The sequence below is a fragment of the Flavobacterium aciduliphilum genome (assembly GCF_003268855.1).
Taxonomy (GTDB): Bacteria; Bacteroidota; Bacteroidia; order Flavobacteriales; family Flavobacteriaceae; genus Flavobacterium; species Flavobacterium aciduliphilum.
Window position 1 is genome coordinate 84190 of the sequence record NZ_QLSZ01000007.1, and the last position, 24824, is coordinate 109013.

At 32.0% G+C, this 24824-nt stretch carries 24 protein-coding genes; 21 read left to right on the forward strand and 3 right to left on the reverse strand.

Going from position 1 to position 24824, the window contains the following annotated elements; translation table 11 throughout:
- The first annotated feature begins 42 nt into the window (after window positions 1-42).
- From CLV55_RS08760 to CLV55_RS08820, 13 genes are all read left to right on the forward strand, one after another.
- Window positions 43-1104 carry a beta-ketoacyl synthase N-terminal-like domain-containing protein gene (locus tag CLV55_RS08760; RefSeq protein WP_112113379.1) on the forward strand — a complete coding sequence of 354 codons (1062 nt, stop codon included), beginning with the start codon at window positions 43-45 and terminating at the stop codon, window positions 1102-1104.
- 113 nt (window positions 1105-1217) lie between these two features.
- Window positions 1218-1871, forward strand: a complete 654-nt coding sequence (locus CLV55_RS08765; protein WP_245902700.1) for a polysaccharide deacetylase family protein — start codon at window positions 1218-1220, stop codon at window positions 1869-1871.
- Window positions 1861-2490 (forward strand): LolA family protein, encoded by a 630-nt coding sequence (locus CLV55_RS08770; RefSeq protein ID WP_112113463.1) that lies wholly within the window; start codon window positions 1861-1863, stop codon window positions 2488-2490. Before CLV55_RS08765 ends, CLV55_RS08770 begins: the two co-directional genes overlap by 11 nt.
- On the forward strand, window positions 2456-3088 hold the full coding sequence (locus tag CLV55_RS08775) for a hypothetical protein (protein ID WP_112113381.1): 633 nt from the start codon (window positions 2456-2458) through the stop codon (window positions 3086-3088). Before CLV55_RS08770 ends, CLV55_RS08775 begins: the two co-directional genes overlap by 35 nt.
- Window positions 3089-3099: 11 nt before the next feature.
- A complete protein-coding gene (locus CLV55_RS08780; protein WP_112113382.1) occupies window positions 3100-3672 on the forward strand; it encodes an outer membrane beta-barrel protein in 573 nt (190 codons plus the stop codon).
- Window positions 3673-3683: 11 nt separating this feature from the next.
- Window positions 3684-4286 (forward strand): outer membrane beta-barrel protein, encoded by a 603-nt coding sequence (locus CLV55_RS08785; RefSeq protein ID WP_112113383.1) that lies wholly within the window; start codon window positions 3684-3686, stop codon window positions 4284-4286.
- A 10-nt stretch (window positions 4287-4296) separates the two neighbouring features.
- Complete coding sequence (locus CLV55_RS08790) at window positions 4297-4668, forward strand: 3-hydroxyacyl-ACP dehydratase (RefSeq protein ID WP_112113384.1); 372 nt, start codon at window positions 4297-4299, stop codon at window positions 4666-4668.
- A 2-nt stretch (window positions 4669-4670) separates the two neighbouring features.
- The gene (locus tag CLV55_RS08795; protein ID WP_112113385.1) at window positions 4671-5156 is read left to right on the forward strand and encodes a hypothetical protein; all 486 of its coding nucleotides are present in this window, start codon (window positions 4671-4673) and stop codon (window positions 5154-5156) included.
- Between the two features lie 11 nt (window positions 5157-5167).
- Entirely contained in the window at window positions 5168-6352 is a 1185-nt protein-coding gene (locus tag CLV55_RS08800) for a DUF2062 domain-containing protein (protein ID WP_112113386.1), read from the forward strand.
- Window positions 6353-6354: 2 nt separating this feature from the next.
- Window positions 6355-10047, forward strand: coding sequence for a 1-acyl-sn-glycerol-3-phosphate acyltransferase (locus tag CLV55_RS08805; RefSeq protein ID WP_112113387.1), 3693 nt, complete (start codon window positions 6355-6357; stop codon window positions 10045-10047).
- Window position 10048: 1 nt separating this feature from the next.
- Entirely contained in the window at window positions 10049-11566 is a 1518-nt protein-coding gene (locus CLV55_RS08810) for a phytoene desaturase family protein (protein ID WP_112113465.1), read from the forward strand.
- Window positions 11567-11577: 11 nt separating this feature from the next.
- The gene (locus tag CLV55_RS08815) at window positions 11578-13251 is read left to right on the forward strand and encodes a C45 family autoproteolytic acyltransferase/hydolase (RefSeq protein WP_112113388.1); all 1674 of its coding nucleotides are present in this window, start codon (window positions 11578-11580) and stop codon (window positions 13249-13251) included.
- On the forward strand, window positions 13248-14534 hold the full coding sequence (locus CLV55_RS08820) for a phenylacetate--CoA ligase family protein (RefSeq protein WP_112113389.1): 1287 nt from the start codon (window positions 13248-13250) through the stop codon (window positions 14532-14534). Before CLV55_RS08815 ends, CLV55_RS08820 begins: the two co-directional genes overlap by 4 nt.
- A 65-nt stretch (window positions 14535-14599) precedes the next feature.
- On the opposite strand, the gene CLV55_RS08825 is transcribed toward CLV55_RS08820, so the two are convergent.
- From CLV55_RS08825 to CLV55_RS08835, 3 genes are all read right to left on the reverse strand, one after another.
- On the reverse strand, window positions 14600-16756 hold the full coding sequence (locus tag CLV55_RS08825) for a polyribonucleotide nucleotidyltransferase (RefSeq protein WP_112113390.1): 2157 nt from the start codon (window positions 16754-16756) through the stop codon (window positions 14600-14602).
- Between the two features lie 164 nt (window positions 16757-16920).
- Window positions 16921-17190, reverse strand: coding sequence for a 30S ribosomal protein S15 (gene rpsO, locus CLV55_RS08830; RefSeq protein WP_112113391.1), 270 nt, complete (start codon window positions 17188-17190; stop codon window positions 16921-16923).
- Window positions 17191-17291: 101 nt separating this feature from the next.
- A complete protein-coding gene (locus tag CLV55_RS08835) occupies window positions 17292-17747 on the reverse strand; it encodes a GAF domain-containing protein (protein ID WP_112113392.1) in 456 nt (151 codons plus the stop codon).
- A gap of 69 nt (window positions 17748-17816) precedes the next feature.
- On the opposite strand from CLV55_RS08835, the gene xrtF reads away from it, so the two are divergent.
- From xrtF to CLV55_RS08875, 8 genes are all read left to right on the forward strand, one after another.
- On the forward strand, window positions 17817-18374 hold the full coding sequence (xrtF, locus tag CLV55_RS08840) for an exosortase family protein XrtF (RefSeq protein ID WP_112113393.1): 558 nt from the start codon (window positions 17817-17819) through the stop codon (window positions 18372-18374).
- Window positions 18349-18795, forward strand: a complete 447-nt coding sequence (locus tag CLV55_RS08845) for an exosortase F system-associated membrane protein (RefSeq protein ID WP_112113394.1) — start codon at window positions 18349-18351, stop codon at window positions 18793-18795. The genes xrtF and CLV55_RS08845 overlap by 26 nt, the downstream gene beginning before the upstream one ends.
- A gap of 40 nt (window positions 18796-18835) precedes the next feature.
- A complete protein-coding gene (locus CLV55_RS08850; RefSeq protein ID WP_112113395.1) occupies window positions 18836-19663 on the forward strand; it encodes an ATP cone domain-containing protein in 828 nt (275 codons plus the stop codon).
- Window positions 19664-19667: 4 nt separating this feature from the next.
- Entirely contained in the window at window positions 19668-21023 is a 1356-nt protein-coding gene (locus CLV55_RS08855; RefSeq protein ID WP_112113396.1) for an MBL fold metallo-hydrolase, read from the forward strand.
- Window positions 21024-21075: 52 nt separating this feature from the next.
- Window positions 21076-21477 (forward strand): HYC_CC_PP family protein, encoded by a 402-nt coding sequence (locus CLV55_RS08860; protein WP_112113398.1) that lies wholly within the window; start codon window positions 21076-21078, stop codon window positions 21475-21477.
- A 43-nt stretch (window positions 21478-21520) separates the two neighbouring features.
- Window positions 21521-23524, forward strand: a complete 2004-nt coding sequence (locus CLV55_RS08865; RefSeq protein WP_112113399.1) for a TonB-dependent receptor plug domain-containing protein — start codon at window positions 21521-21523, stop codon at window positions 23522-23524.
- A 23-nt stretch (window positions 23525-23547) separates the two neighbouring features.
- On the forward strand, window positions 23548-23892 hold the full coding sequence (locus tag CLV55_RS08870; protein WP_112113400.1) for a heavy-metal-associated domain-containing protein: 345 nt from the start codon (window positions 23548-23550) through the stop codon (window positions 23890-23892).
- Between the two features lie 176 nt (window positions 23893-24068).
- A complete protein-coding gene (locus tag CLV55_RS08875) occupies window positions 24069-24746 on the forward strand; it encodes a DedA family protein (protein WP_112113402.1) in 678 nt (225 codons plus the stop codon).
- Window positions 24747-24824 lie beyond the last annotated feature (78 nt).

Genomic DNA, 24824 nt, shown 5'->3' on the forward strand with positions numbered 1-24824 from the left:
TTATAATTTTTATATTTGCCATTAGCATAGATAAAACAAACAATGGTAAAAACATATATAAATGGAGTAGGAAGTATTTCTGCACAAAAAACCTTTGAAGGTGATTTTTTAGAGGAAATAATCAGTAACGAAAGTGAAAATGTGATTTATGCAGTCCAACCTTCCTATAAAGAAGTAATTCCTCCCGCATCTATTAGACGAATGTCTAAAGGAGTTAAGATGGGAATTTTTACTTCCAATAAAGCATTAAAAGAGGCATGTATTGAGGTTCCAGACGCTATTATTACTGGAACTGGCATGGGGTGTGTAGAAGATTCGGACAAATTTTTAAAAGCAATATTAGATAACAAAGAGCAGTTTTTAACACCAACTTCTTTTATTCAATCTACACATAATACCGTAGGGGCTCAAATTGCATTAGGATTGCAATGTAAAGGTTATAATTTTACATATGTTAATGGTGCGGTCTCATTTGAAAGTGCTTTATTAGATGCAAAATTGCAATTAGAAACAAGTGAAGCCAATGCCATTTTAGTAGGTGGAATTGATGAAACTACACAGCATACACTTGATTTGTATCGCTTAGTCAATTTTATAAAAAATGAAAAGGATCAGCCTTTCAGCGTGTTGAATTCTAATTCTAAAGGAGTAGTTTTTAGCGAAGGATCCAATTTTTTTGTGCTTGAAAATCAACAAAAAACAAGTTCATATGCTACGCTTGAAGCAATTAATTTTTTTAATGAATTGAAAATTAGTGAAGTAGGTGAGTTTATCTGTTCGTTTTTAGATTCTAATGGGATTAAAATTGAAACTATTGATGCAATTGTTTTAGGAAATAATGGGGATACCCAATTTGACGACTATTATACTATTGCCAGTACTCTTTTTAGCAAAACACCACAAGTATATTACAAACATTTGAGTGGAGAATACAATACTGCTTCATCATTTGGGTTTTGGGTAGCATCCAAAATTTTGAAAAATCAACTGATTCCGTCAGCTGTTAAAATGAATGATTTGACGAAAGATAATTATACATATGTGCTTTTATATAACCAATACCGAGGAAAAGACCATAGTTTAATTTTGATCAAAAAATGCTAAAGCACAAGTACATAAAAGTTCTTTTTGTGGGTATATTCATAATACTTTTTATGGACTCTTTTTTTAGAGAAGTAAACGGATGGATCTACTTTTTGGGATTGTTAATATGGCTAATGATTACAATCTGGGGTTCGTTTGATATACGTTCCAATTATTTTGTAAAAACCTATTGTAAAGGTAAAACAGTTGGAAAAACAATAGCGATAACCTTTGACGATGGTCCAACTCCAATAACAAAAGAGGTTTTGAATGTTCTCAGAAAATACAATGTTAAAGCAACTTTTTTCTGTATTGGAACACAAATTGAAGAGCACCAAGATATTTTTAATGCTATTTTTGAAGAGGGTCACTTAATAGGAAATCATTCTTATTCGCATGATAAAAAGATTGGTTTTTTTTCGACTAAAAAAGTAGTAAGTGAAATTCAAAAAAATGATTTGGTAATCGAAAAGTATTTGGGTAAGAAAACATTACTTTTTCGACCTCCCTTCGGAGTCACCAATCCAAGATTTGAAAGAGCCATTAAACAAACTAAGCATTTTGTAATTGGTTGGAACAATCGTTCCCTTGATACTATTATGGATGATGAAAATAAAATTTTGAAGCGAATTTCAAAAAAAATCATGCCAGGAGGAATTATTTTACTTCACGATACTTCTGCAAAAACGGTCCGTGTTTTGGAACAATTATTGCTATTTTTGAAAACAGAAAATTATACCGTAACACCATTAGATGAGTTACTTAAAATTAAAGCGTATGAGAATTAAAATTTTCACGATACTATTTTTAGCACTAACTAAAATTGTTTTTTCACAAGAGCAAAAAATGTCAGTTACTGAAATAGCCGAATTTAAAGCCACAATCGAAAAAGAATCCAAAACAATTAATACAATTAAAACCGATTTTATTCAGTATAAACATTTGGATTTTCTTTCTAAAGATATTGAAACATCAGGTAAAATGTCTTTTAAAACACCTAATTTGTTGAATTGGCAATATACCAAGCCGTACAATTATAGTATTGTTTTTAAAAGTAATAAGATATTTATCAATGATCAAGGAAAAAAGAGCATTATTGATGCAGGAAGTAGCAAAATCTTTGAAAAAATCAATAAAATGATTGTAGGAAGTGTTAGCGGTAATATGTTTGACGACAAAGAATTTGCGATTTCTTACTATAAAACAAAAGAATTTTATATTGCAAAATTGAGTCCCAAAACGAAAGAAATATCGAAATATATTCAACAAATAGATTTGTATTTTCCAATAAATGATGTTATAGTTTCTCTAGTAAAATTGAACGAACCCTCTGGAGATTTCACGAAAATTGTTTTTAAAAATAAGATACTCAATGCAAAAATTGACGACTCGGTTTTTAGTAACTAGTTTGTTATTAATAGTTCTGGTTTCTTGTAAAAGTTATCAAATAGAAGGAGCAAACAAAGTAGCAAGTGCGATCACTAATTTTCAAAATTTATATTTTTCAAATCCAGAAACAGATTACGTGTATAAAGCACATATTGAAGTGTATGGCAATGATTTGAGTGGTGTTTTTGTTGTAAAAAAGATTAATGATTCTATTCATCGCGTTGTTTTAACTACAGATTTTGGTAATAAGTTATTGGATTTCGAAGTATCTGAAACCGATTTTAAAATCAATTATGTTGTTGAGAATTTGAATAAGAAAATCGTCATCAATACTCTAAAAAAAGATTTTGTTTTGTTGCTAAAAGCTAATCATAAAGTTGATGAAGTTTTTGAAAATGGTACTAGTATTATTTTTAAATCCAATGAAGGAAATCGAACTAATTTTTTCTATGAAAATAGTGATGATAATCAATATGTAAAACTTGTGCATACTATCCATGCGAAAGAGAAAGTAACGTTTTCATTTTTGCCAAAAAACACTACTTTTGCTGAATCTATTATTATTCAACACCACAACATTAAATTAAAAATAGAACTAACACAAATTAATAATTAAATTAAATGAACATGAGAAAATTATTTATTCTAATCGTATTATGCTTATTAGGATTTTCATCATCAAATGCACAAGTAACTTTTAGACCAGGATTAAGAGGAGGGATTAATTTTGCTCATTTTACAAAAGGGGATTCCTATTACGATTATAATACCAATACACGAGTTGTTGATAATTTTACTGCAAAAACAGATTTTCACATTGGTTTTTATGGTGCATTGCATCTGTCTAAATATTATACGTTACAACCAGAAATTGATTATTCTAGACAAGGAACTAAATTAGAATCTCAAAAATATGATGTGTCTTATTTATCAATCGCTGCGGTTAATAAATTTTATTTTAATGAAAAGTTTAATGTTCATCTTGGTCCTACAATTGATTTTGTTGTTGATAAAAGTACCAACATTAATCCTAAAAGTGATGTGGATTTGGCATTTTTACTAGGTATGGGGCTCAATTTTAATAAAAATTTTGGAATAGAAGCGAGAATAAAAAAAGGAATCGTTCCCGTAGTAGATAATCAATCAAATCATACGAATGTAGTAATCTCTTTAGGGGCAACATATACTTTTGATTTATAAAATAAGTGATAATGAGAAAAATATTATTTATACTACTATACGTTGTTCCCTTTTTTAGTAATGCTCAAGTTGAGTTTAAACCAAGTGTAAGAGTTGGATTGAATGTGTCTAAACTAGAAGGAATAGATATTCCATCTAAAAATGATATTTATTTTGGGATAAGTGGAGGGATTAAGCTAAGTAAAACATATACCCTACAACCCGAATTATCCATTTCTAAACAAGGAGCAAAAGGATACTACGCATATAATAATAATGGATATTTTGTTTCTGGTAATACCGATATATCACTTCAATACCTATCATTTTCAATTAATAATAAGTTTCAATTGTTTAAAAATTTTAACTTACTTTTAGGGGAGTTTAATGATATCGTTATTGGTGATAAAATAATTCAAGAAAATTCAAGATCAATTTCTAAAGGACAAGATATTGATTATGGAATTTTCGGCGGAATAGGTTACGAGTTTCCAAAAGGAATAGGTTTTGAAGTTAGAGTAAAGAAAGGATTTGGTGATGCGTTAGATGACTATACTGGTTATAAATCTCAAATTACAAATTTAGTTTTTCAGTTTGGAGCAACCTATACAATAAAATTTAACAAGAAAAAATAAGCACACATTTATGCTACTAAAGGATTTTTATAAAGTTGAAAAACTAGAAAGAACTGATGAAGGAAAATATATTGCAGTTGTTTTTCTTAACAAAGAGCACGATATTTTTAAAGGTCATTTTCCAGGAAATCCCGTGACACCAGGTGTGTGTATGATGCAAATCATCAAAGAACTAACTCAAAATATTTTGGGGAGTTATTTAATCATGACTTCGTCTACTAATGTCAAATTTATGGCTCTTATCAATCCGGAAAAAAATTCTATTTTAAAATTAGATTTAGAAATTTCTGGCAATTTGACTACCGAAATTAAAGTTAAAAATACTACTTCATTTGATGAAACCGTTGCTTTAAAATTGACTAATGTTTATAAAAGTGCTTAATTTTGAAATTAATTGCAACATTTTTATTGTCAATTACTTTACTCGTTTGTCAGGAAATACCAAACGCGAGACAGCATTATATTGATGCTTCCAAAAGTCAAAAAAACACTGATGAATTTTATTCCCTTATGGAAAATTACAACAAGGATAATAAAGTACTATTAGCTTATAAAGGAGCCTCAATTGCGTTGAAGGCAAGATATACCAAACAAATCAAACAAAAGAAAAGTTTTTTTATCGAAGGAGTTAAACTTTTAGAAGACGCATTAAAAAACGACCCAAATAATCTTGAAATCAGGTTGATCAGATTAAGTATTCAAGAGAATACTCCAAAAATCTTAAACTATAAAAATAATATTGATGAAGATAAAAGATTACTTTTGAGTTCTTTTTACAAACAAAATCAATCATTAAAAGAATACATTAAAAATTATATTTTACAATCCACCGGATTTACCGATAAAGAAAAGAAAAGTATTCTCAATTAAATACACAAGTCATGAATTCTGAAGCTGTTATAACCGAGAGAATGAAACAACTGAAGACTTGTGTTATTATTCCAACATATAATAATCACAATACTTTAAAGCGTGTTATTGATGGGGTTTTGAAATATACTACAAGTATAATTGTTGTTAATGATGGGTCTACGGATTCTACTTCTGAAATTCTGAAAACATACACGCAAATTGATCAAATTTCAATTACTCCCAATCAAGGAAAAGGAAATGCACTTCGTTTAGGATTTAAAAAAGCATTGGATTCTGGGTATGAATATGCCATAACAATAGATTCGGATGGACAACATTTTCCAACAGATATATCTGTTTTTTTGGAAACTTTAAAACAAGAAGAAAAACCTGCATTACTTATCGGAAACCGAAACATGAGTCAAGATGGAATTCCAAAAAAAAGTAGTTTTGGTAATAAATTTTCCAATTTTTGGTTTTGGTTTGAAACAGGGATTAAATTAGATGACACACAATCAGGCTACAGGTTATATCCCTTGCTATTCATTCCAAATAGGTTTTTTACCAAAAAATTTGAGTTTGAAATAGAAGTAATTGTTCGTACCGCTTGGAGCCAAATTGCAGTAAAAAATGTTCCTATAAACATTCTTTACGATCCCAATGAAAGAGTTTCTCATTTTAGACCTTTTAAAGATTTTACACGAATAAGTATATTAAATACAGTTTTGGTAATCCTCACGATTTTTTATATTAAACCCAGAGACTTTTTTCGTAGTTTCAAAAAAAAAAGAATTAGAGACTTTCTACGTGATGACATCTTAGAAAGTTCAGATTCTAATTTAAAAAAATCACTTTCAATTGCGTTGGGAGTTTTCATAGGTATTGCTCCATTGTGGGGGTTTCAAACAGTTATTGTTATTTTTTTAGCGGTTATACTCCGATTGAATAAAGTACTTGCTTTTACTTTTTCTAATGTGAGTATTCCACCAATGATACCATTTATAATTTACGGGTCATTAAAAATTGGAAATTTTATTATTCCATCGAAACATCCTTTAATTGGTGTTACTATGTTGCGTTTTTCGTCGATTCAACATAATCTTTTGCAATATGTTGTTGGAAGTGTGATTTTGGCAACAATAACGGCTGCTTTTTTAGGAATTTTAAGTTTTTTTATTCTGACATTTTTTAGTAATTTTAGAAAAATTAATTAACAATGCAGCATTTGTTTTTATCCATTTATATCTATTTCAAAGCCAATAAATTTAGAGCAATTGGAGTCTTTCTTTCGTTGTTTGTATTGTTGTTTTATTTTGCAACACGAATTTCATTTCAGGAAAACATTACTCAATTAATCCCTTCAAATAGTGCGTCTGATGTAACTTCCAAAGTCCTCAAACAAGTCAATTTTGCTGATAAAATTACCATCATCATCAGTAGTGAAAAGGAAGGTAACTCAGACGATTTATGTACGTACGCTAATCAATTTATAGATAGTATTGATGTGAGTTGCAAACCATACATAAGTAAGGTTCAAGGGAAATTAGACGAAAAAAATATTCAAGAAACTTTCGGTTTTGTATATGAAAATTTACCACTTTTTCTTGATAAAAATGATTATGATGCTATCAAAAAGAAAATCAATAATGACAGCATTGCTAAAATAGTAGAAACAGATTATAAATCATTGATCGCACCAACAGGGATAGTTTCGAAAGATTTTATCTTAAAAGACCCCCTCGGAATTTCATTTATTGCTTTAAAAAAAATGCAGCAATTAAGTGTTGGCGATGATTTTGAACTTCAAAATGGGTTTGTTTTAACCAAAGATAAAAAGAAACTACTATTATTTTTAACCCCAAAAATGGCTGCTAATGAAACCGATAAGAATACTTTTTTTATTGAGAAATTAAATCAAATTCAGAATCATTTAAACTCAAAATACCATACTAAAGTAACCATGAGTTATTTTGGCGCTACACCTGTTGCGGTAGCTAATGCTACTCAAATTAAAGCTGATGTTCGAAATACCTCTATTTTTGCGTCAGTTGCTTTGATGTTGGTTTTGATATTTTTCTATCGCAGTGTATTAATTCCGATTATCATTTTTATTCCCTCGCTTTTTGGAGCTGTTTTTGCCTTGACAATTTTGTATTTTACAAATGGAACTATTTCGGCTATTTCACTCGGAATAAGTTCAATTTTACTAGGAGAAACCACCGATTATTCTATTTATGTATTGACTCATTTACGAAACAAAAGAGATATTAAACTGCTGTATAAAGATATTTCAAAACCTTTGTTATTGTGTGGAACCACTACGGCTATTTCATTTTTGTGTTTGTTTTTTGTAAAATCGGAAGCACTAAAAGATTTGGGGATATTTGCAGCCTTAAGTGTGATTTTAACTTCGGTCTTTTCTTTAGTTTTGATCCCACTTTTGTATCGAATTGCTCCAAATAATGTTGTTGAAACCCAAGTTAAACCAGTTAAATTTAATATAATTGATAAATTAGGAGCCTATTCTTATCACAAAAATAAGATTCTAGTTTTGTCGGTTGTTTTGTTGCTTATTATCAGTTTTTTTACCTATTCTAAAGTTACGTTTAACAACGATTTGTCGGCACTGAATTTCATGCCAAATAAACTTCAAAAGGCTCAAAAAGAATTAGAAAATATCGCAAACGTTTCTTCAAAATCCATTTACTTGGCAACGTATGGAAAAAGCTATGAAGAAGTTTTAGAAAAGAATAATGTACTTTTTAATCAGTTACAAAAAGAAAAAAAAGCATCACAAATTCTTAATTTCAGTTCGATTGGAGGCATGGTTCTTTCGAAAGAAATGCAACAACAAAAAATTCAAGATTGGAATGCGTTTTGGGATATTGAAAGTAAATCAAAGCTAAAAGAGCATTTGATTTCAAGCGGAAGTTCTTTTGGATTTAAACAAAATGCTTTCGATCAATTCTATCAAATGCTAGACTGTCGTTTTTTGCCCGTTTCTTTTCGAGAATACGCAAAAATAAAATCGTTTTTTATTGATGAGTTTGTCGCTCAAAAAGATGGTTTTTACACAGTTTCAACTTTGGTGAAAGTATCAAATGATAAAAGAGATGCTTTTGTAAATCAAATAAAAAAACAGAAAACACTTGTTGTTATTGACCGACAACAAACTAATGAAATTTTTTTAGGTTCTTTAAAAAACAGCTTTGAAAAGTTAGTCGACTATTCGTTTATTGCCATATTTTTAATCTTATTAATGGCATTTCGACGTGTTGAATTAGTTGTTGTAAGCATCATTCCAATATTAATCAGTTGGATTATTACTACAGGTATGATGGGATTATTTGGGTTGCAATTCAATATTATCAATATTATTGTTTGCACTTTAATTTTTGGAATTGGAGTAGATTATAGTATTTTTATGACTACTGCTTTGCAAAAAGAGCATACGTATGGAAAAGAAGAATTACCTATTTATAAAACCTCTATTTTACTGTCTGTTGCAACAACTATTTTAGGAATTGGAGTACTCATTTTTGCACATCATCCTGCTTTAAAATCAATTGCATTAATTGCTGTAATTGGTGTTTTTTCAGCATTGTTAATGACCTATATTATTCAACCACTAGTTTTTCAATTTTTTGTAACACATAGAACTTCAAAAGGAAGACCACCACTTCAATCGCGCACATTTATTCATGGTGTTTTGTCTTTTTTTTATTATGGTTTTGGTGGTTTTTTGATGTCGATATTTAGTCTAACACTACTGAATATCATTCCATTGAAGGTAAAAATAAAAATGAAAGGTTTTCGGTATGTGATTTCAAAGTTTATGAAATCGGTTTTATACACCAATCCATTCGTTAAGAAAAAAATAATAAACCTAACAAACGAAAAATTTGAAAAACCCGCTGTAATAATAGCCAATCACACTTCGGTTTTAGATATTCTAGCCGTTGGAATGTTAAGCTCTAAAACTATTTATTTAGTTAGTGATTGGGTGTATAATTCACCCATTTTTGGTGGAGCTGTAAGAAAAGCAGGTTTTTATCCAGTGTCTGAAGGATTAGAGGGAGGTGTGGAGCATTTACGAAAAAAAATAGAAGAGGGTTATTCAGTTATTGTGTTTCCTGAAGGAACTAGATCTTTAGATAATCAGATTAAACGTTTTCACAAAGGAGCCTTTTTTTTGGCAGAATATTTTAATTTAGATATTTTGCCTGTACTAATTCATGGTAATTCGGAAGTTTTGCCTAAAGGTGATTTTGTTATTTATGATGGAGCTATTACGATTGCTATTTTAGATAGAATAAAATCAAGTGATATCAGATTCGGAACAAATTATACTGATAGAACAAAAAATATAAGTACTTACTTTAAGTCAGAATTCAAAAAAATGAGAATAGATTGTGAGGATAGTGCTTATTTCAAAAAAATACTATTAAATAGTTTTGACTATAAAGAGTCTTTCGTTATCAACGAAGTAAAAAGAAATTTGCAAAAGTATTTAGAGGTTTATTATGACTTAAATTTTCAAATAGCATCAAAAGCTAAGATATTACATATATCAGATGATTATGGGCAATGGGATGTTTATTTGACTTTGCAAGAATCTTCAAGAAAAATAGATTCATATATTGAAAATTCTAACAAAAAAGCTGTTGCTCGTACTAATTACCACACGAAAACTCGTTCTATAAATTATATAGACAAACTTGATTTTTCAAAAAAATATGATCTTGTTCTAATATCAACCGAGAGTTGTATTACTAAAATAAAATCACTAGAATTGTTCTCAGATACAATAATTCTAATTCATAATAATGATATGAAAAATAATATTATGGAGCTTGGTTTTGAAATTAGTAGTCAAAATAATCAACTCATTGTGTTTAATAAAAAATAAGATGAAAGAACACTACGATATAATTGTAATAGGAAGCGGTCTTGGTGGATTAGTGTCTGCAACGATATTAGCAAAAGAAGGCTATAGTGTTTGTGTGCTCGAAAAAAATAATCAATATGGAGGAAATCTTCAAACGTTTGTTCGAGATAAAACTATTTTTGATACTGGAATTCATTACATTGGGGGATTGAGTGCAGGTCAAAATTTGAATAAATATTTCAAATATCTTGGGATAATGGATGATTTGAAATTAAAAAAAATGGATGAAGACGGTTTTGATATTATATCATTTGAAGAAGAAAATGAAGAATATCCACATGCACAAGGGTATGAAAATTTTGTCCATCAACTAGTGAAATATTTTCCAGATGAAAAAGATGCAATTCAAAAATATTGCGATAAGGTTATAACCGTATGTAATTCATTTCCTTTATATAATTTGAATGTTGAAGGAAAATACGATACAGAAATATTGTCTTTAAATGCAAAAAAATGTATTGACGAAATAACTGATAACGACTGTTTAAAAGCGGTTTTAGCAGGAACCAATTTTTTATATGCAGGAATAGAAGACAAATCACCTTTTTATGTGCATGCACTTTCAGTAAATTCATATATTCAAAGTTCTTATCGTTGTATTAATGGCGGAAGTCAAATTACCAAACAACTCATCAAACAGCTAAAAAAACACGGTGGGGAAATTTATAAATATAAGGATGTTTGTAAATTAGAAGTAGAAAATAATGCTATTATTGAAGCAAAAATGAAAGACGGCTCTTTGGTGAAAGGTAAAATATTTATTTCGAATATCGAACCCAAAACAACTCTTAGAATGGTGGGCGAGGAGCATTTTAGAAAATCGTTTTTTAGCAGAATTGAAAGTTTAGAAGGTGTTATCTCAGCGTTTAGTCTATACATTGTTTTTAAACCGCAAACGTTTAAATACGTGAATAATAATCTATACCATTTCAAAAATAGCTCAATTGTTTGGACTGCGCATGAGTATACAGAAGAAAATTGGCCGCTAGCCTACATGGCTTCCATGAATGCTTCGGGGAAAGACGAAATTTGGGCAGATGGAATGACATTTATTACTTACATGAAATATGAAGAGTTAAAAGAATGGGAGAATACTTTCAATACCACAGCAGATGAACACGATCGAGGTAAAAGCTATGACAATTTCAAAGCCAGAAAAGCAGAGCGTTTTCTTAAAGAAATTGAAATAAAATTTCCAGGTATTCGAAATTGTATTAAATCAATTCATACTTCTACTCCATTGTCATATAGGGATTATATTGGAGGGACTAATGGGAACATGTATGGTTATGTGAAAGATTCAAGCAATCCTATGAAATCATTTATTGCTCCCAAAACAAAATTGAATAATTTGTATTTAACAGGTCAAAGTATCAACATGCATGGGGTTTTAGGGGTAACAATTGGTGCCGTAGTAACATGTTCTGAAATTGTTGGAAAAGAATATTTAGTAAATAAGATAAAAGAAGAATCAATGTAAAATTTAGACCTATGAAAATCAAAATATACATTTGGGTATTTTTAGGTTTTACATGGAGTTTTGTGGCCTGCGGAACTTCAAAATCATTGCATCACAAGCCACAACTAGAAGGGTATAATTCTGCAATTCCCATAGTAGAAAAGCAATCTAATGGCGCATATAAATCGGGGGATAATTTTTTGGTTAAAAACAAGCAAAACCTTTGGGAACTTTATGTTGAAGGTGATGCGCTAGAACGCGGATTAGTAACAGGAGCGTTAACGGATTCTCTATTGAAAAAACAAGAACGCACTTTTTTTTCAAAACTAGCTGACATTGTGCCTTCAAAAATCAAACAACGATTCCTTCGTGGATTTTTGAAATGGTACAATAGAAAATTATACTTGAATGTAGCCGAAGAGTATAAAACGGAAATTTATGGAATATCCGAATACACTTCACACGATTATGATTACATCGCACCGCGTTATTTGAGAAGTTTATATTTGCATGGAGCACACGATATTGGTCATGCACTGCAAGATTTGGCTTTAGTAGGTTGTTCATCATTTGCAGCTTGGGGCGAAAAATCGGAAGATGGGAATTTGATTTTAGGAAGAAATTTCGATTTTTATGCAGGTGATGATTTTGCCAAAGATAAAATAGTTGCATTTGTAAATCCGAAAGAAGGCAACCCCTTTATGATGGTGACTTGGGCAGGAATGATTGGTGCCGTTTCTGGTATGAACAAGCAAGGTTTGACCGTTACAATTAATGCCGGAAAATCTAAAATCCCGTTTGTTGCTAAAACACCAATTTCATTAGTAACTCGTGAAATTTTGCAATACGCCACCACAATTGATGAAGCGATTGTCATTGCAAGAAAACGAAAAGTCTTTGTTTCTGAATCGATTATGGTGGGAAGTGCTAAGGATAGAAAAGCTATTATTATTGAAGTTTCTCCCAATAAATTTGGAGTTTATGAAGTGCCAAATAGCAATAATCAATTGATTTGCTCGAACCATTTTCAGAGCAACGAATTGAAAAATGATATGCGTAATCAATATCAAATTACCAATAGTCATTCTAAATATCGCTATGATCGAATGGTTCAACTTTTTGATAAAAACCCGAAAATAAGTCCAAAAACTGCAGCGTCAATACTTCGAAACAAGGAAGGTTTAAACGACGAAGCTATTGGTTATGGGAATGAAAAAGCATTGAATCAGTTGATTGCACATCACGGAATCATATTTAAGCCCGAACTACTTTTGGTTTGGGTATCTTCAAATCCATATCAATTGGGTGAATTCGTGTGTTATGATTTGAATAAAATTTTTAAAAAAAGAAATTTAAGTGATGTTGTTGTGTCGGTTGAAGAAGAAAATTTGAATATTCCTAAAGACAATTTTTTAGATTCACAAGCCTATATAAATTATGAGTTGTTCCGAATCGAAGATCGAAAAATGGATGTCTTTTTAGAAAATAAAACCGTTTTACCTTCAGATTTTGCCAAAAATTACCAATCTTTGAATCCCGATTATTGGTTTGTGTATTATAAGGTAGGTGTTTCATTGTTTCAACACAGAAAATATCAACTTGCGAAAGAACAATTTGAAATAGCTTTGACTAAAGAAATTACAACAATTCCGAATAAAATAGAAATAGAAAAGTATTTAAAAAAAATCAAAAGAAAATTGCAATGATCCCAAAAATAGAAAAGGCCTCTTTAGATGAAATTAAAGCTTTTCAAGAGCAAAAACTTTTGGAGGTTTTGACCTATGTGAGCGAAAAATCATCATTTTATAAAAATCTTTTTGCTAAAGAAGGTATAGATATTAAAAACATCAAAACGTTAGAAGATTTAAATCAAATACCTGTTACGACTAAAGAAGATTTGCAAAAATTTAATGATGATTTTTTGTGTGTTCCTGTGAGTGAAATTATTGATTTTGCAACGACTTCTGGTACATTAGGAGAACCTGTAACCTTCGGATTAACCGATAATGATTTAGACCGATTAGCCTATAATGAAGCTATTTCATTTGATTGTGCCGGGATTAAAGAAGGGGATGTTGTTCAACTGATGACTACTATAGATAGGCGTTTTATGGCTGGATTGGCTTATTTTTTGGGATTACGAAAAATGAAAGTAGGCGTTATTCGAGTAGGAGCGGGCATCCCCGAATTGCAATGGGATTCAATTAGAAAATACAAACCAACTTATTTAATTACGGTTCCATCATTTCTTTTAAAATTGATTGAATATGCTGAAGCACATACTATTGATTTTAATAATTCTGGAATTAAAGGCGCAATCTGTATTGGAGAATCATTGCGTAATCAAGATTTCACACTTAATACGCTGTCAAAAAAAATTACAGAAAAATGGAATATTAAATTGTTTTCAACGTATGCCTCTACTGAAATGAGTACTGCTTTTACCGAATGTGAACACGGAAATGGTGGGCATCATCATCCTGAATTGATTATTGTTGAGGTTTTAGATGAACAGAATCAACCCGTTAAAAATGGTGAATTAGGCGAATTGACTTTTACCACACTTGGAATTGAAGCCATGCCATTAATTCGTTTCAAAACAGGGGATATTGTGAAGTTTCATGATCAACCTTGTACTTGTGGCAGAACCACGTTGCGTGTTGGCCCCGTAATTGGTAGAAAACAGCAAATGATAAAATATAAAGGCACTACATTGTATCCACCTGCTATGAATGATGTATTAAATGGTTTCGAAAATATAGAAACACACATTATAGAAATTTCGACGAATGATTTAGGAACCGACGAAATTTTGATAAAACTTGCTGTAAAAGAACAATCTGAAGTTTTTTTACACGAAATAAAAGACCATTTTAGAGCTAAACTACGTGTAACTCCAAAAATAGAATATTGCTCAAGAGAATCTTTAAATACTCTTATTTTCAATCCCATGAGTCGTAAACCTATTCATTTTTTTGATTTGAGATAAGGGTTTATTTCAAAATAAAACCCCAATTCATTAGAATTAGGGTTTAAAATTTTTTTTCGAAAAAATTATCCTTTTGGAGTTTCTTTTTTATCTTCTCTTGGAGGTCTCGGTAAAAGTTGTTTTCTGGATACTTTTTCTTTCTTTGTTTTAGGATCAATACCCAAATATTTCACCATAAACACATCACCCATATTCACTACATCAGAAACATTTTCTGTTCTTTCCCAAGCTAATTCAGAAACGTGAAGTAATACTTCATTTCCTGGAGCTTTTGTATATTCTACAACCGCACCAAAATCTAACATCTTTATTACTTTTACTTCATAAGCTTCACCAACTTCAGGTTTAAATATGATAGAGTCAATTTTTGCCAATACCGCTGCAATTCCGTCTGGGTCAGTTCCAAGAATTTCAACAACACCTTGCTCATCAACTTCGTTAATCACAATAGTTGTACCAGTAGTTTTTTGTAATTCTTGAATCACTTTTCCTCCTGGTCCAATTAAGGCGCCAATAAAGTTTCCTGGAATTGTACGCATGATGATTTTAGGAGCATGTTTTTTAACATCTTCTCTTGGTGTAGCAATAGTTTCAGTGATTTTTCCTAAAATGTGCATACGTCCTTCACGAGCTTGTTCTAGTGCTCGCTCCATAATGTCATAACGCAATCCATCAATTTTGATGTCCATTTGACAAGCCGTGATACCGTCTTTAGTTCCTGTTACTTTAAAGTCCATGTCTCCTAAGTGGTCTTCATCACCTAAAATATCTGATAACACTGCAAATTTTTGACCATCAGTAATTAATCCCATAGCAATACCAGAAACTGGTTTAACCATTTGTACTCCAGCATCCATCAAAGCCATTGTTCCAGCGCAAACCGTAGCCATAGAAGAAGAACCATTAGACTCTAATACCTCAGAAACCACTCGAATTGTATAAGGACAATCAGTAGGAATCATATTTTTCAAAGCGCGCTGTGCTAAATTTCCATGCCCAACTTCCCTTCTTGAAGTTCCTCTTAAAGGTTTTGCTTCACCAGTTGAAAAGGGTGGAAAATTATAATGTAAATAGAATTTTTCTTCTCCTTGTTCTGAGGCATTGTCAATGATGTTGGCTTCTCTAGAAGTTCCTAGTGTTACTGTAGCTAAGGCTTGTGTTTCTCCACGAGTAAATAATGAAGAGCCGTGAACCGAAGGTAAGTAATCCGTTTCACACCAAATAGGTCTGATTTCGGTTGTTTTACGACCATCTAAACGAAGCCCTTTTTCAAGAATAACATTACGAACCGCTTCTTTGTTGGTTTTGTAAAAATATTTACCCACTAATCCAGATAAATCACTGTTTTCAGCATATTCTTCTTCAGAAAACAAAGCTTTACATTCCTCTTTTACAGCCGCAAATTTTTCGCCTCTTTCGCTTTTCCCAGAAGCTTCTTGAGCAATAGCATAACATTTATCGTATGCGGCTTCTTTAATTTTTTTGTAAACAGCTTCATCTTCTACTTCTCCTTCATAAGTTCTGTAGGCTGGTGAACCAACAGCTCCTCGCAAACGTTGTTGGGCTAAAATTTGCACTTTAATGGCTTCATGCGCAAATTTAATAGCTTCCACCATTTCGGCTTCTGAAATTTCTTTCATTTCCCCTTCAACCATAGCTACAGAGTCCATAGAAGCCCCAATCATCATGTCGATATCTGAATGTTCTAAAGCAGCTCTACTTGGGTTGATGACTAATTTCCCGTCAATACGTGCCACACGCACTTCCGAAATTAAGTTATAAAAAGGAATGTCAGAAACAGCTAATGCCGCCGATGCTGCTAATCCAGCCAAAGCATCGGGCATCACATTTTCATCATGCGACATCAATTGGATCATCACTTGCGTTTCTGCATGATAATCATCAGGGAACAAGGGACGCAAGACACGGTCAACCAATCGCATGGTTAATACTTCGCTGTCGCTTGGACGTGCTTCTCTTTTGAAAAAACCGCCAGGAAAACGTCCTGCAGCAGCAAATTTTTCACGGTAATCTACCGTTAAAGGTAAAAAGTCAACACCTGGGTTTGATGTTCTAGCCGATACTGCTGTTGCTAAAAGCATGCAGTCTCCGCATCTCACAACAACCGAACCGTCGGCTTGTTTTGCTAATTTACCTGTTTCGATTGTGATGGTTCTTCCATCACCTAAATCGATTGTTTCTTGGGTTACTTTTGGAATCATAAAAATGTAATTCGTTTAAACTATTAGGTTAGTTGTGTTGTTGTGTGTTAGTAGTTGTATGTAACCCAATGAAAAACCGAAACTTTTCTTTATTGTTGAAGTGTTTGGAAACACTTAAATTTAAAAACAAAAAGAGGCGCGCAGGCACCTCTTTAAGATATGTATTATTTTCTAATACCTAATTCTTTAATAATCTCACGATATCTGTTGATATCTTTTTTCTTTAGGTAATCTAGAAGACTTCTTCTTTTTCCTACCAATTTCACTAACGAACGCTCTGTGTTGTAATCGTGACGATTTGATTTTAAGTGTCCAGTTAAGTGGTTAATTCTAAATGTAAACAAAGCGATTTGCCCTTCTGCAGATCCTGTGTTTTCAGCTTTTCCTCCGTGTTTAGCGAAGATTTCAGCTTTAGTTTCTTTAGTTAAATACATTCCAATATTATTTAAATGATTATTATGTATGAAAGAGGATTTTCCTATTTCGTTTGCAAAGATAATCTTCTTTTTTTATTAGGCAAATAAAAAAGTACTCTTTAAAATAATTTTGCAACTTCGTGGTTTACAAACTCCAGAAATCGTTCGTCTGCTGCTGTAAAAGGATTTAATGTATGGCTATCAATGTCGAGTTGGCCAATATTTATTCCATTTACAAATAATGGAATTACAATTTCTGATTTTACAGTAATGCTACAAGCTATGTAATTATCTTGAGCTGAAACATCGGGAACCACAAAGTTAGCGTTCGATTCAGCTACTTGTCCACAAATTCCTTTACCGAATGGAATAATGGTATGGTCGGTTTCAGCACCATAATAAGGACCTAAGTGTAAGGTTCTATTTTCGTGATTGGCAAAATAAAATCCCACCCAATTATAATAATCTACTCTTTCTGATAGATATTTACACAAGTTTTTTAATTTTTCATCACGGGAGAAATCCTTTTTTTGAAGTATTTCAATTACAGACGTTTGTAGGGCTTCGAAATTCATTTTATACTTTTTTGCAAAAGTACGTATTGAAATTTTGTACTTTTACCTAAAATTTGTTAAAAAAATACTTTGAGAAGTTACTATATTCAATTTAAGCCTTTTTTGATCTTTTTATTCAAATTCTTAGTGTGTTATGTCTTGCTAACATTTGTATACGAAAAGTATCTTGCAAGCTTTGATCAAAATCATTTTGAGGTAGATGGTTTTACAAAATTGGTAGCCAATCAAAGTAAAAATGTAATAAGAGCATTTGATTCTGTAGCAAGTGTTTCGTCTAGTCGAGTGGAGGCATCGATGAATTTGAAATATAAGGGCAAATGGGTAGCTCGAATCATAGAAGGATGTAATGCTATGAGCGTCATGATTCTTTTTGTGAGTTTTGTGGTTGCTTTTTCTGGGACTTGGAAATCTACGTTTCTATATATTTTGTTTGGTAGTCTCATTATACATGTTTTTAATATTTTACGCATTGCATTATTGTCAATATCGATGTATAATTATCCACAATACGAATCGGTTCTTCATGGGGTTCTTTTCCCCTTAATTATTTATGGAACTGTCTTTCTTTTATGGGTAATTTGGGTTAATACCTTTTCTTCTTATGCTAAAAAACATTCTAAAAAATAAAAAAAGAGTTTTTGGAATACTCTTTTTGGTGTTCCTTCTAGCAGGATTGCGTGCCTTCGAAGAGACACTGTTTTATGATCCTTTTCTGCGGTATTTTAAAACGCCCAATTTCAACAATATTCCTTTACCTAAACTACGAATGGTTACTCTTTTTTTTAGTCTAGGATTTCGTTATTATTTAAACTCTATGATTTCTTTAGGTATACTTTGGTTGTTGTTTAAAGAGGGAAAAATTATTAAGTTTTCTGTGCTTTTGTACGCTTTTTTTGGTACGATTTTAATGATTAGTTTTTTCTTTGTTTTGGTAAAATTTGGTTCAACCAATAAAATGAATTTGTTTTACATTAGAAGGTTTATTATTCAGCCGATATTTCTTATTCTTTTTGTGCCTGCTTTTTATTATCAAGAGAAGACTAAATAGTTGTTTTTTTTCGTACCTTTACTAGAACAAAAGTCAGGGTATGAAAGTAGTTAAACATTCAGGGACAATTGTCGATTTCGAACCTGAAAAATTAAAAAAATCATTGTTAAAATCGGGAGCTGAGGAATCAACAGTTAAACGAATACTAAAAGAAATTCACAGCAAGATATATGATGGTATTTCGACAAAAGAAATATATAAAATTGCTTTTTCGCTTCTAAAAAAAGAATCCAATCATCATGCGGCCAAGTACAATTTGAGAGCTGCTATTCAAATGCTCGGACCTGCAGGTTTTTTCTTTGAAAAATATATCGCCCGACTTTTTGAAGCTGAAGGATACAAAACAATCACTAACATGATTTTGCAAGGAAAGTGTGTTTCTCATGAAATTGATGTAATCATAAAAAAAGATATTTTTGAGATGATAGAATGTAAGTTTCATGCGAGTCGTGATATTGTTTCTGATGTGAAAGTTCCTATGTATATTTTATCCCGATTTAACGATATCAAAGACAGAAAGCAAATGGTGTTTTCGAAAAATGATAGTATCGAAAAATGTTGGATAGTCACCAATAATCGATTTAGTGCTGATGCCATCGCTTTTGGTACTTGTAGTGGTATCCAATTGTTGAGTTGGGATTATCCCAAAAAAGAAAATCTAAGAGATCGTATAGATAAAGATCAATTGTATCCTGTAACGTGTTTAACAACGTTGTCATTGGCGGAAAAAGATAAATTGCTTGTTTCTGATGTGATTTTGGCTCAAGAACTAAGTAATAATACCGAAATCTTAGAACATATTGGACTCAGTTCAAATCGGATCAAAAACGTATTAAAAGAAGTGTCTGATTTGTGTAAATACATCTAGAATTATGAAAGTAACTTTTATTGGCGGAGCAAGAACAGTTACAGGTTCCAAAACATTACTAGAAAGTAATGGTTATAGAATATTGATAGATTGTGGACAGTTTCAAGGAGTAAAGGCGCTTCGGGAACTTAATTGGGAACCCTTGCCAATCTTGCCAAGTACGATAGATTGTGTGTTGCTTACACATGGGCATTTGGATCATTGTGGGTGGTTGCCACGCTTAGTTAGTCAAGGTTTTGATGGAAAAATATATTGTACAAGTCCCACTAAAGATATTGCAAAATTAATACTATTGGATAGTGCTAAAATTCAAGAAGAGGAAGCACAAAAAGCGAATGAAGGGAAATATTCAAAACATGAAGTCGCCGAACCGCTTTATGATGTAGCTCAGGCCGAACGTGTTTTTCCTCTTTTTACGGTTGTGAAAGAAAACAAAAAAGTGGCATTAGAAGCTGAAATTTCGGCAGTTTTTTCAAATGCAGGACATATTTTAGGAGCCTCTTCAATAAGCCTACATGCGGAAGGGAAAACCTTGGTGTTTTCTGGAGATATAGGTAGAGAGGATGATGTACTCATGTTTCCTCCTAAAAAACCAATTGAAGCAGATTATGTTTTTTTGGAAAGTACTTATGGGAATCGCATACATCCTGAGGAAGATGTCAAAAGCTTACTTGAAAAGTATATTTCGACCACAATTTCCGGAGGAGGAAATGTAGTCATTCCTAGTTTTGCGGTTGAACGTGCTCAAACACTAATGTACTTGTTATGGCAACTCAAAGAAGAAGGCAGACTGCCTCATGTTCCTTATATTATTGATACCCCCATGGGAATTAGTGTTTTGGAGGTTTTTCAAAGAAACCAAAGTTGGCATAAACTTCCATTGAAGGATTGTATAGAGATGTCTAAGATGTTCGACAAAATTACCGATTACCAAGAAACAATTGAAGCAATTTATGATAAACGTCCGAAAGTAATTATAGCAGCAAGTGGTATGGTCACTGGAGGTAGGGTGTTGAGTTATTTAGAACGATATATAGGATTGTCTCAAACATTGGTAATATTGGTGGGGTATCAGGCAGAAGGAACACGAGGAAGACAGCTCTTAGAAGGAGCATCCGATATTAAAATGAGGGGAAAGTATTTTCCTGTTCACGCAAAAATTGTAGAAATTGAAGGGCTTTCTGCACATGGCGATCAAGAGGATTTAGTTCACTGGTTGTCTGATTTGAAAAAAGCACCTCAAAAAGTGTTTATAGTTCATGGAGAAAACGAACCTGCAAAAGCTTTGCAAGAGCAAATAGAAGCTCGATATTCATATGAATGCATCATCCCAGTCATAGGGCAAACTTTTGAAATTTAATATTTTAACGTGATTTTGTGATTGTTTTTTGTAGAATGATTACCTTTGCAGTATGAATTTTAAGAAATCTGTTGCCTTACTATTAACCGCTTTTCTGTTGATTTTTCAGCTAGGGATTGCTGTTACGATTCATTATTGCGATGATGAAATTGCTTCAATATCCCTTAAAATTCCGTTCTATAATCAAAATATTGAACAGAGTTGTTGCGGTAAAATGGAACAAAAATCCAAATGTTGCAAAAACAAAGTAGTTAAATCTGCTGAAAAATTGGATCAAATTAGTACTAAAATAGTAGGATTTGACGTTTCAGATTTTATAGTTTTTGATAATTGGAGTCCTAGTATTTTTTCTGTTAGAATCTTACCTGTTCAGAAAATAGGGGCTACCTATTATTGTAATGCACACGCACCACCACTTTATCTTCTCTATCATAGATTGATGTTCTACGCTTAAGTTTTTGTTTTTAAAACACGTTATAAACTTAAACTACATTTATATGAAAAAAATAACATTATTCCTGATGTTATGCTTTTCAGTATCTTCTATGTCACAAAAAATACTAGATACTGTCGTTGTTACTGCATCACGAAAAGGAATAAGAAAATTGACGACCACTTCCAATACTTCTGTGGTCTCAAGTAAAGAATTACTTAAAGCGGCTTGTTGTAATCTAGCTGAAAGTTTTGAAACCAACCCTTCAATTGATGTTAATTTTTCTGATGCTATATCGGGAACTAAACAAATAAAAATGTTGGGGCTTACCTCTCCGTATATTCTCATTACAGAGGAAAATATTCCTTCTATTCGCGGGGCATCTCAAGCCTATGGGATGTCTTTTACACCCGGGACTTGGGTAGAAAGCATACAAATAACAAAAGGTGCCGGTAGCGTCGTAAATGGATATGAGAGTATTTCGGGGCAAATTAATACGGAATTGATCAAACCGATTAAGGATATTCCTTTTTTCCTTAATGTTTACGGAGCTTCCGATTCAAGAACGGAGATTAATACGCATTTTAATCAGAAATTATCAAACCAATGGTCCACCAGTCTTTTTTTGCATGGGAATTCTAGATGGTTTAAATATGATATGAATCACGATGGGTATTTGGACAATCCATTAGCCAAACAAGTGAATTTAACCTCTCGTTGGCAATACGTAAATCCTCAAACAGGCTGGGTTAGTTTTATAAATATCAAATGGTTGAATGATGCTAAACAAGCGGGACAAGTAGATTTTAATCCTGAAAGAGATAAATTTTCAACGTCCTATTGGGGTTCAGAAATTAAAACGAATCGGATCGATGTTACCTCCAAAGTGGGATATGTATTTAAAGATATGCCTTATCAAAGTATAGGTTTTCAGAATGCATTTAGCAACCATGACCAAGAGTCATACTTTGGATTACGTCAGTACAATATTGTCCAACAAAGCTTCTATTCAAATCTGATTTTTAATTCTATAATTTCAAATACGAATCATAAGTTTGCAACAGGGGTGACCTTTTCATCAGATCGGTATCTTGAAAATTTCAATCAGGAAGATTTGGGAAGACGCGATACCGATATAGGAGCCTATTTTGAATATACTTTTGACAATCAAGAAAAATGGAGTTTTGTATTGGGTGGAAGGGTGGATTCACACAACAGACTTGGTTTTTTTGCAACTCCCAGACTCCATGTTCGATACAAACCGTGGGAGAAAGGGACGTTTCGTTTTTCAGCGGGAAGAGGAAAACGAGCAGCTAATATTTATGCTGAAAATCAAAATTTATTCGGTAGTTCAAGACAATTTTCTGTATTAGATGCTTCAGGAAAAATTTATGGTTTGAATCCTGAAATTGCTTGGAATTACGGATTGAGTTTTACACAAAGTTTTAGACTTTTCAATAAACCAGCAGATGTAACACTAGATGTATATCGTACAGATTTTCAAAATCAAGTCGTGGTTGATATTATGCAAAGTCCACAAGAGGTTTTGTTTTATAATTTAAAAGGGTCTTCCTATGCGAATAGCGTACAATTCGATTTTAATTATGAAATTAGAACACGTTTACAACTTCGTACAGCCTATAAATATTACGATGTAAGAACGTCTTATTTGTCAGGTAATTTTCAAAGACCCCTGCAAGCCAAACAACGCTTTTTTGTAAATGTAGAATATGACACCCCGCTTACCAAAAAAGGAAAGCAATGGAAATTCGATTTTACCTATAATTGGCTCGGCAGTCAACAATTACCCAATACTGCATCCAATCCAGTAAATGATAGACTTTCTGAAAATTCGCCCGCTTTTTCAGTAATCAATGCTCAAATTACAAAACGGTTTTCCAAAAGTTTCGAATTTTATTTAGGAGGAGAAAATATAGGAAACTACAGACAAAACCAAGCTATTTTGGGAGCAAACAATCCTTTTGGGTCTACATTTGATACCTCAATTGTATACGGACCTATTTTTGGAAAAATGTATTACGCAGGCTTGAGATATAAATTAAAATAAACACTAACTAATAAAATAGGAAAATGAAATCAATATTTTTAGGAATCATGCTAGCTTTGGTAACGTTATCAATTCAAGCTCAAGAAAAAAAGAATAAGAATGCGAAGTTCAGTATTGAAGTGAACGGAAATTGTGACTTATGTAAAAAACGAATAGAGAAGGCAGCGTTGTCAGTAAGTGGCGTAAAATGGGCGGTGTGGGATAATGAAACTCATCAATTAGCATTGGTTCTCAATGAAGAAAAAACCACACTTCTCGAGGTGGAAAAAGCCATTGCCAAAGTAGGTCATGATACTCAAGAGGTAAGAGCTCTCAATTCCGATTATGAAAAACTACATACTTGTTGTCAATATGAACGACACAAATAAATTATTAAATTCTAGAGAATCACTTAAAAAGCTAGGGCAATACGTTCTAGCTTTTTTGTTTTCTTGAAGCGAGGTTAAGATTCACTTTCTAAAAATTCCTAAAAAAACAATAAATAGTTGTAAGATACGCAAAATAATACCTAATTTCACGGACTAATTTTTTTAGAATCGTTTTTATGACTCATTTTGATTGGAAACAACTTTTTAATCCAGAATTTTATATTCTACTTGAAATTGCTGGAGTTAAGATTGGATTATATGTAGTGCTTTTTATAGTGTTTGCCGAAACGGGTTTGTTAGCCGGTTTTTTCTTACCAGGCGATAGTTTGTTGTTTCTTTGTGGAATTTACAGTGAGTCTTTATTGAAAGATTTTTCAACAGGAAGTGATTTTTTAAATGTTTCAATTCTGGCAAGCTTGATATCATTGATGGGTATTTTAGGAAATGTTTTTGGATATTGGGTTGGTAAAAAAAGTGGTTCGTATCTTTATAAAAGACAAGATAGTTTCTTTTTTAAGAAAAAATACTTGTTTCAATCGAAAGATTTTTTTGAAAAATACGGCTCAAAAGCCATCGTTTTTGCGCGTTTTCTACCTATTGTAAGAACCTTTGCACCGGTTGTAGCAGGAATAGTAAATATGGATCGAAAACGATTTATGTTTTTCTCTGTTTTAGGGTCAATACTTTGGTCATTTACCATGATTTTTGCAGGACATTATTTGTATGAATTGTTTAAAATAGAATTTGGAATCGATTTAAAACACTACATAGAGTTTATCGTTTTTGGAATAATCGCTGTAACAACAGTTCCTGTGTTATGGAAACTTTTCAAGAAGAGAGTACATATCGAATAATTCGAAATAACCTAAAAACAAAATCCGCTCAATCATTGTGATTAAGCGGATTTTTTTAGTTCGTACGTTATACTTTTA

Coding starts and splice junctions, on each gene's coding strand:
- CLV55_RS08805 (WP_112113387.1), top strand. CDS start 6,355: ATGCAGCATTTGTTTTTATCCATTTATATCTATTTCAAAGCCAATAAA.
- rpsO (WP_112113391.1), bottom strand. CDS start 17,190: ATGTATTTAACTAAAGAAACTAAAGCTGAAATCTTCGCTAAACACGGA.
- CLV55_RS08825 (WP_112113390.1), bottom strand. CDS start 16,756: ATGATTCCAAAAGTAACCCAAGAAACAATCGATTTAGGTGATGGAAGA.
- CLV55_RS08780 (WP_112113382.1), top strand. CDS start 3,100: ATGAGAAAATTATTTATTCTAATCGTATTATGCTTATTAGGATTTTCA.
- CLV55_RS08785 (WP_112113383.1), top strand. CDS start 3,684: ATGAGAAAAATATTATTTATACTACTATACGTTGTTCCCTTTTTTAGT.
- CLV55_RS08760 (WP_112113379.1), top strand. CDS start 43: ATGGTAAAAACATATATAAATGGAGTAGGAAGTATTTCTGCACAAAAA.
- CLV55_RS08820 (WP_112113389.1), top strand. CDS start 13,248: ATGATCCCAAAAATAGAAAAGGCCTCTTTAGATGAAATTAAAGCTTTT.
- CLV55_RS08845 (WP_112113394.1), top strand. CDS start 18,349: ATGCTAAAAAACATTCTAAAAAATAAAAAAAGAGTTTTTGGAATACTC.
- CLV55_RS08790 (WP_112113384.1), top strand. CDS start 4,297: ATGCTACTAAAGGATTTTTATAAAGTTGAAAAACTAGAAAGAACTGAT.
- CLV55_RS08775 (WP_112113381.1), top strand. CDS start 2,456: ATGCAAAAATTGACGACTCGGTTTTTAGTAACTAGTTTGTTATTAATA.
- CLV55_RS08765 (WP_245902700.1), top strand. CDS start 1,218: ATGATTACAATCTGGGGTTCGTTTGATATACGTTCCAATTATTTTGTA.
- CLV55_RS08815 (WP_112113388.1), top strand. CDS start 11,578: ATGAAAATCAAAATATACATTTGGGTATTTTTAGGTTTTACATGGAGT.
- CLV55_RS08850 (WP_112113395.1), top strand. CDS start 18,836: ATGAAAGTAGTTAAACATTCAGGGACAATTGTCGATTTCGAACCTGAA.
- CLV55_RS08870 (WP_112113400.1), top strand. CDS start 23,548: ATGAAATCAATATTTTTAGGAATCATGCTAGCTTTGGTAACGTTATCA.
- CLV55_RS08800 (WP_112113386.1), top strand. CDS start 5,168: ATGAATTCTGAAGCTGTTATAACCGAGAGAATGAAACAACTGAAGACT.
- CLV55_RS08770 (WP_112113463.1), top strand. CDS start 1,861: ATGAGAATTAAAATTTTCACGATACTATTTTTAGCACTAACTAAAATT.
- CLV55_RS08865 (WP_112113399.1), top strand. CDS start 21,521: ATGAAAAAAATAACATTATTCCTGATGTTATGCTTTTCAGTATCTTCT.
- CLV55_RS08810 (WP_112113465.1), top strand. CDS start 10,049: ATGAAAGAACACTACGATATAATTGTAATAGGAAGCGGTCTTGGTGGA.
- CLV55_RS08835 (WP_112113392.1), bottom strand. CDS start 17,747: ATGAATTTCGAAGCCCTACAAACGTCTGTAATTGAAATACTTCAAAAA.
- CLV55_RS08860 (WP_112113398.1), top strand. CDS start 21,076: ATGAATTTTAAGAAATCTGTTGCCTTACTATTAACCGCTTTTCTGTTG.
- CLV55_RS08875 (WP_112113402.1), top strand. CDS start 24,069: ATGACTCATTTTGATTGGAAACAACTTTTTAATCCAGAATTTTATATT.
- CLV55_RS08855 (WP_112113396.1), top strand. CDS start 19,668: ATGAAAGTAACTTTTATTGGCGGAGCAAGAACAGTTACAGGTTCCAAA.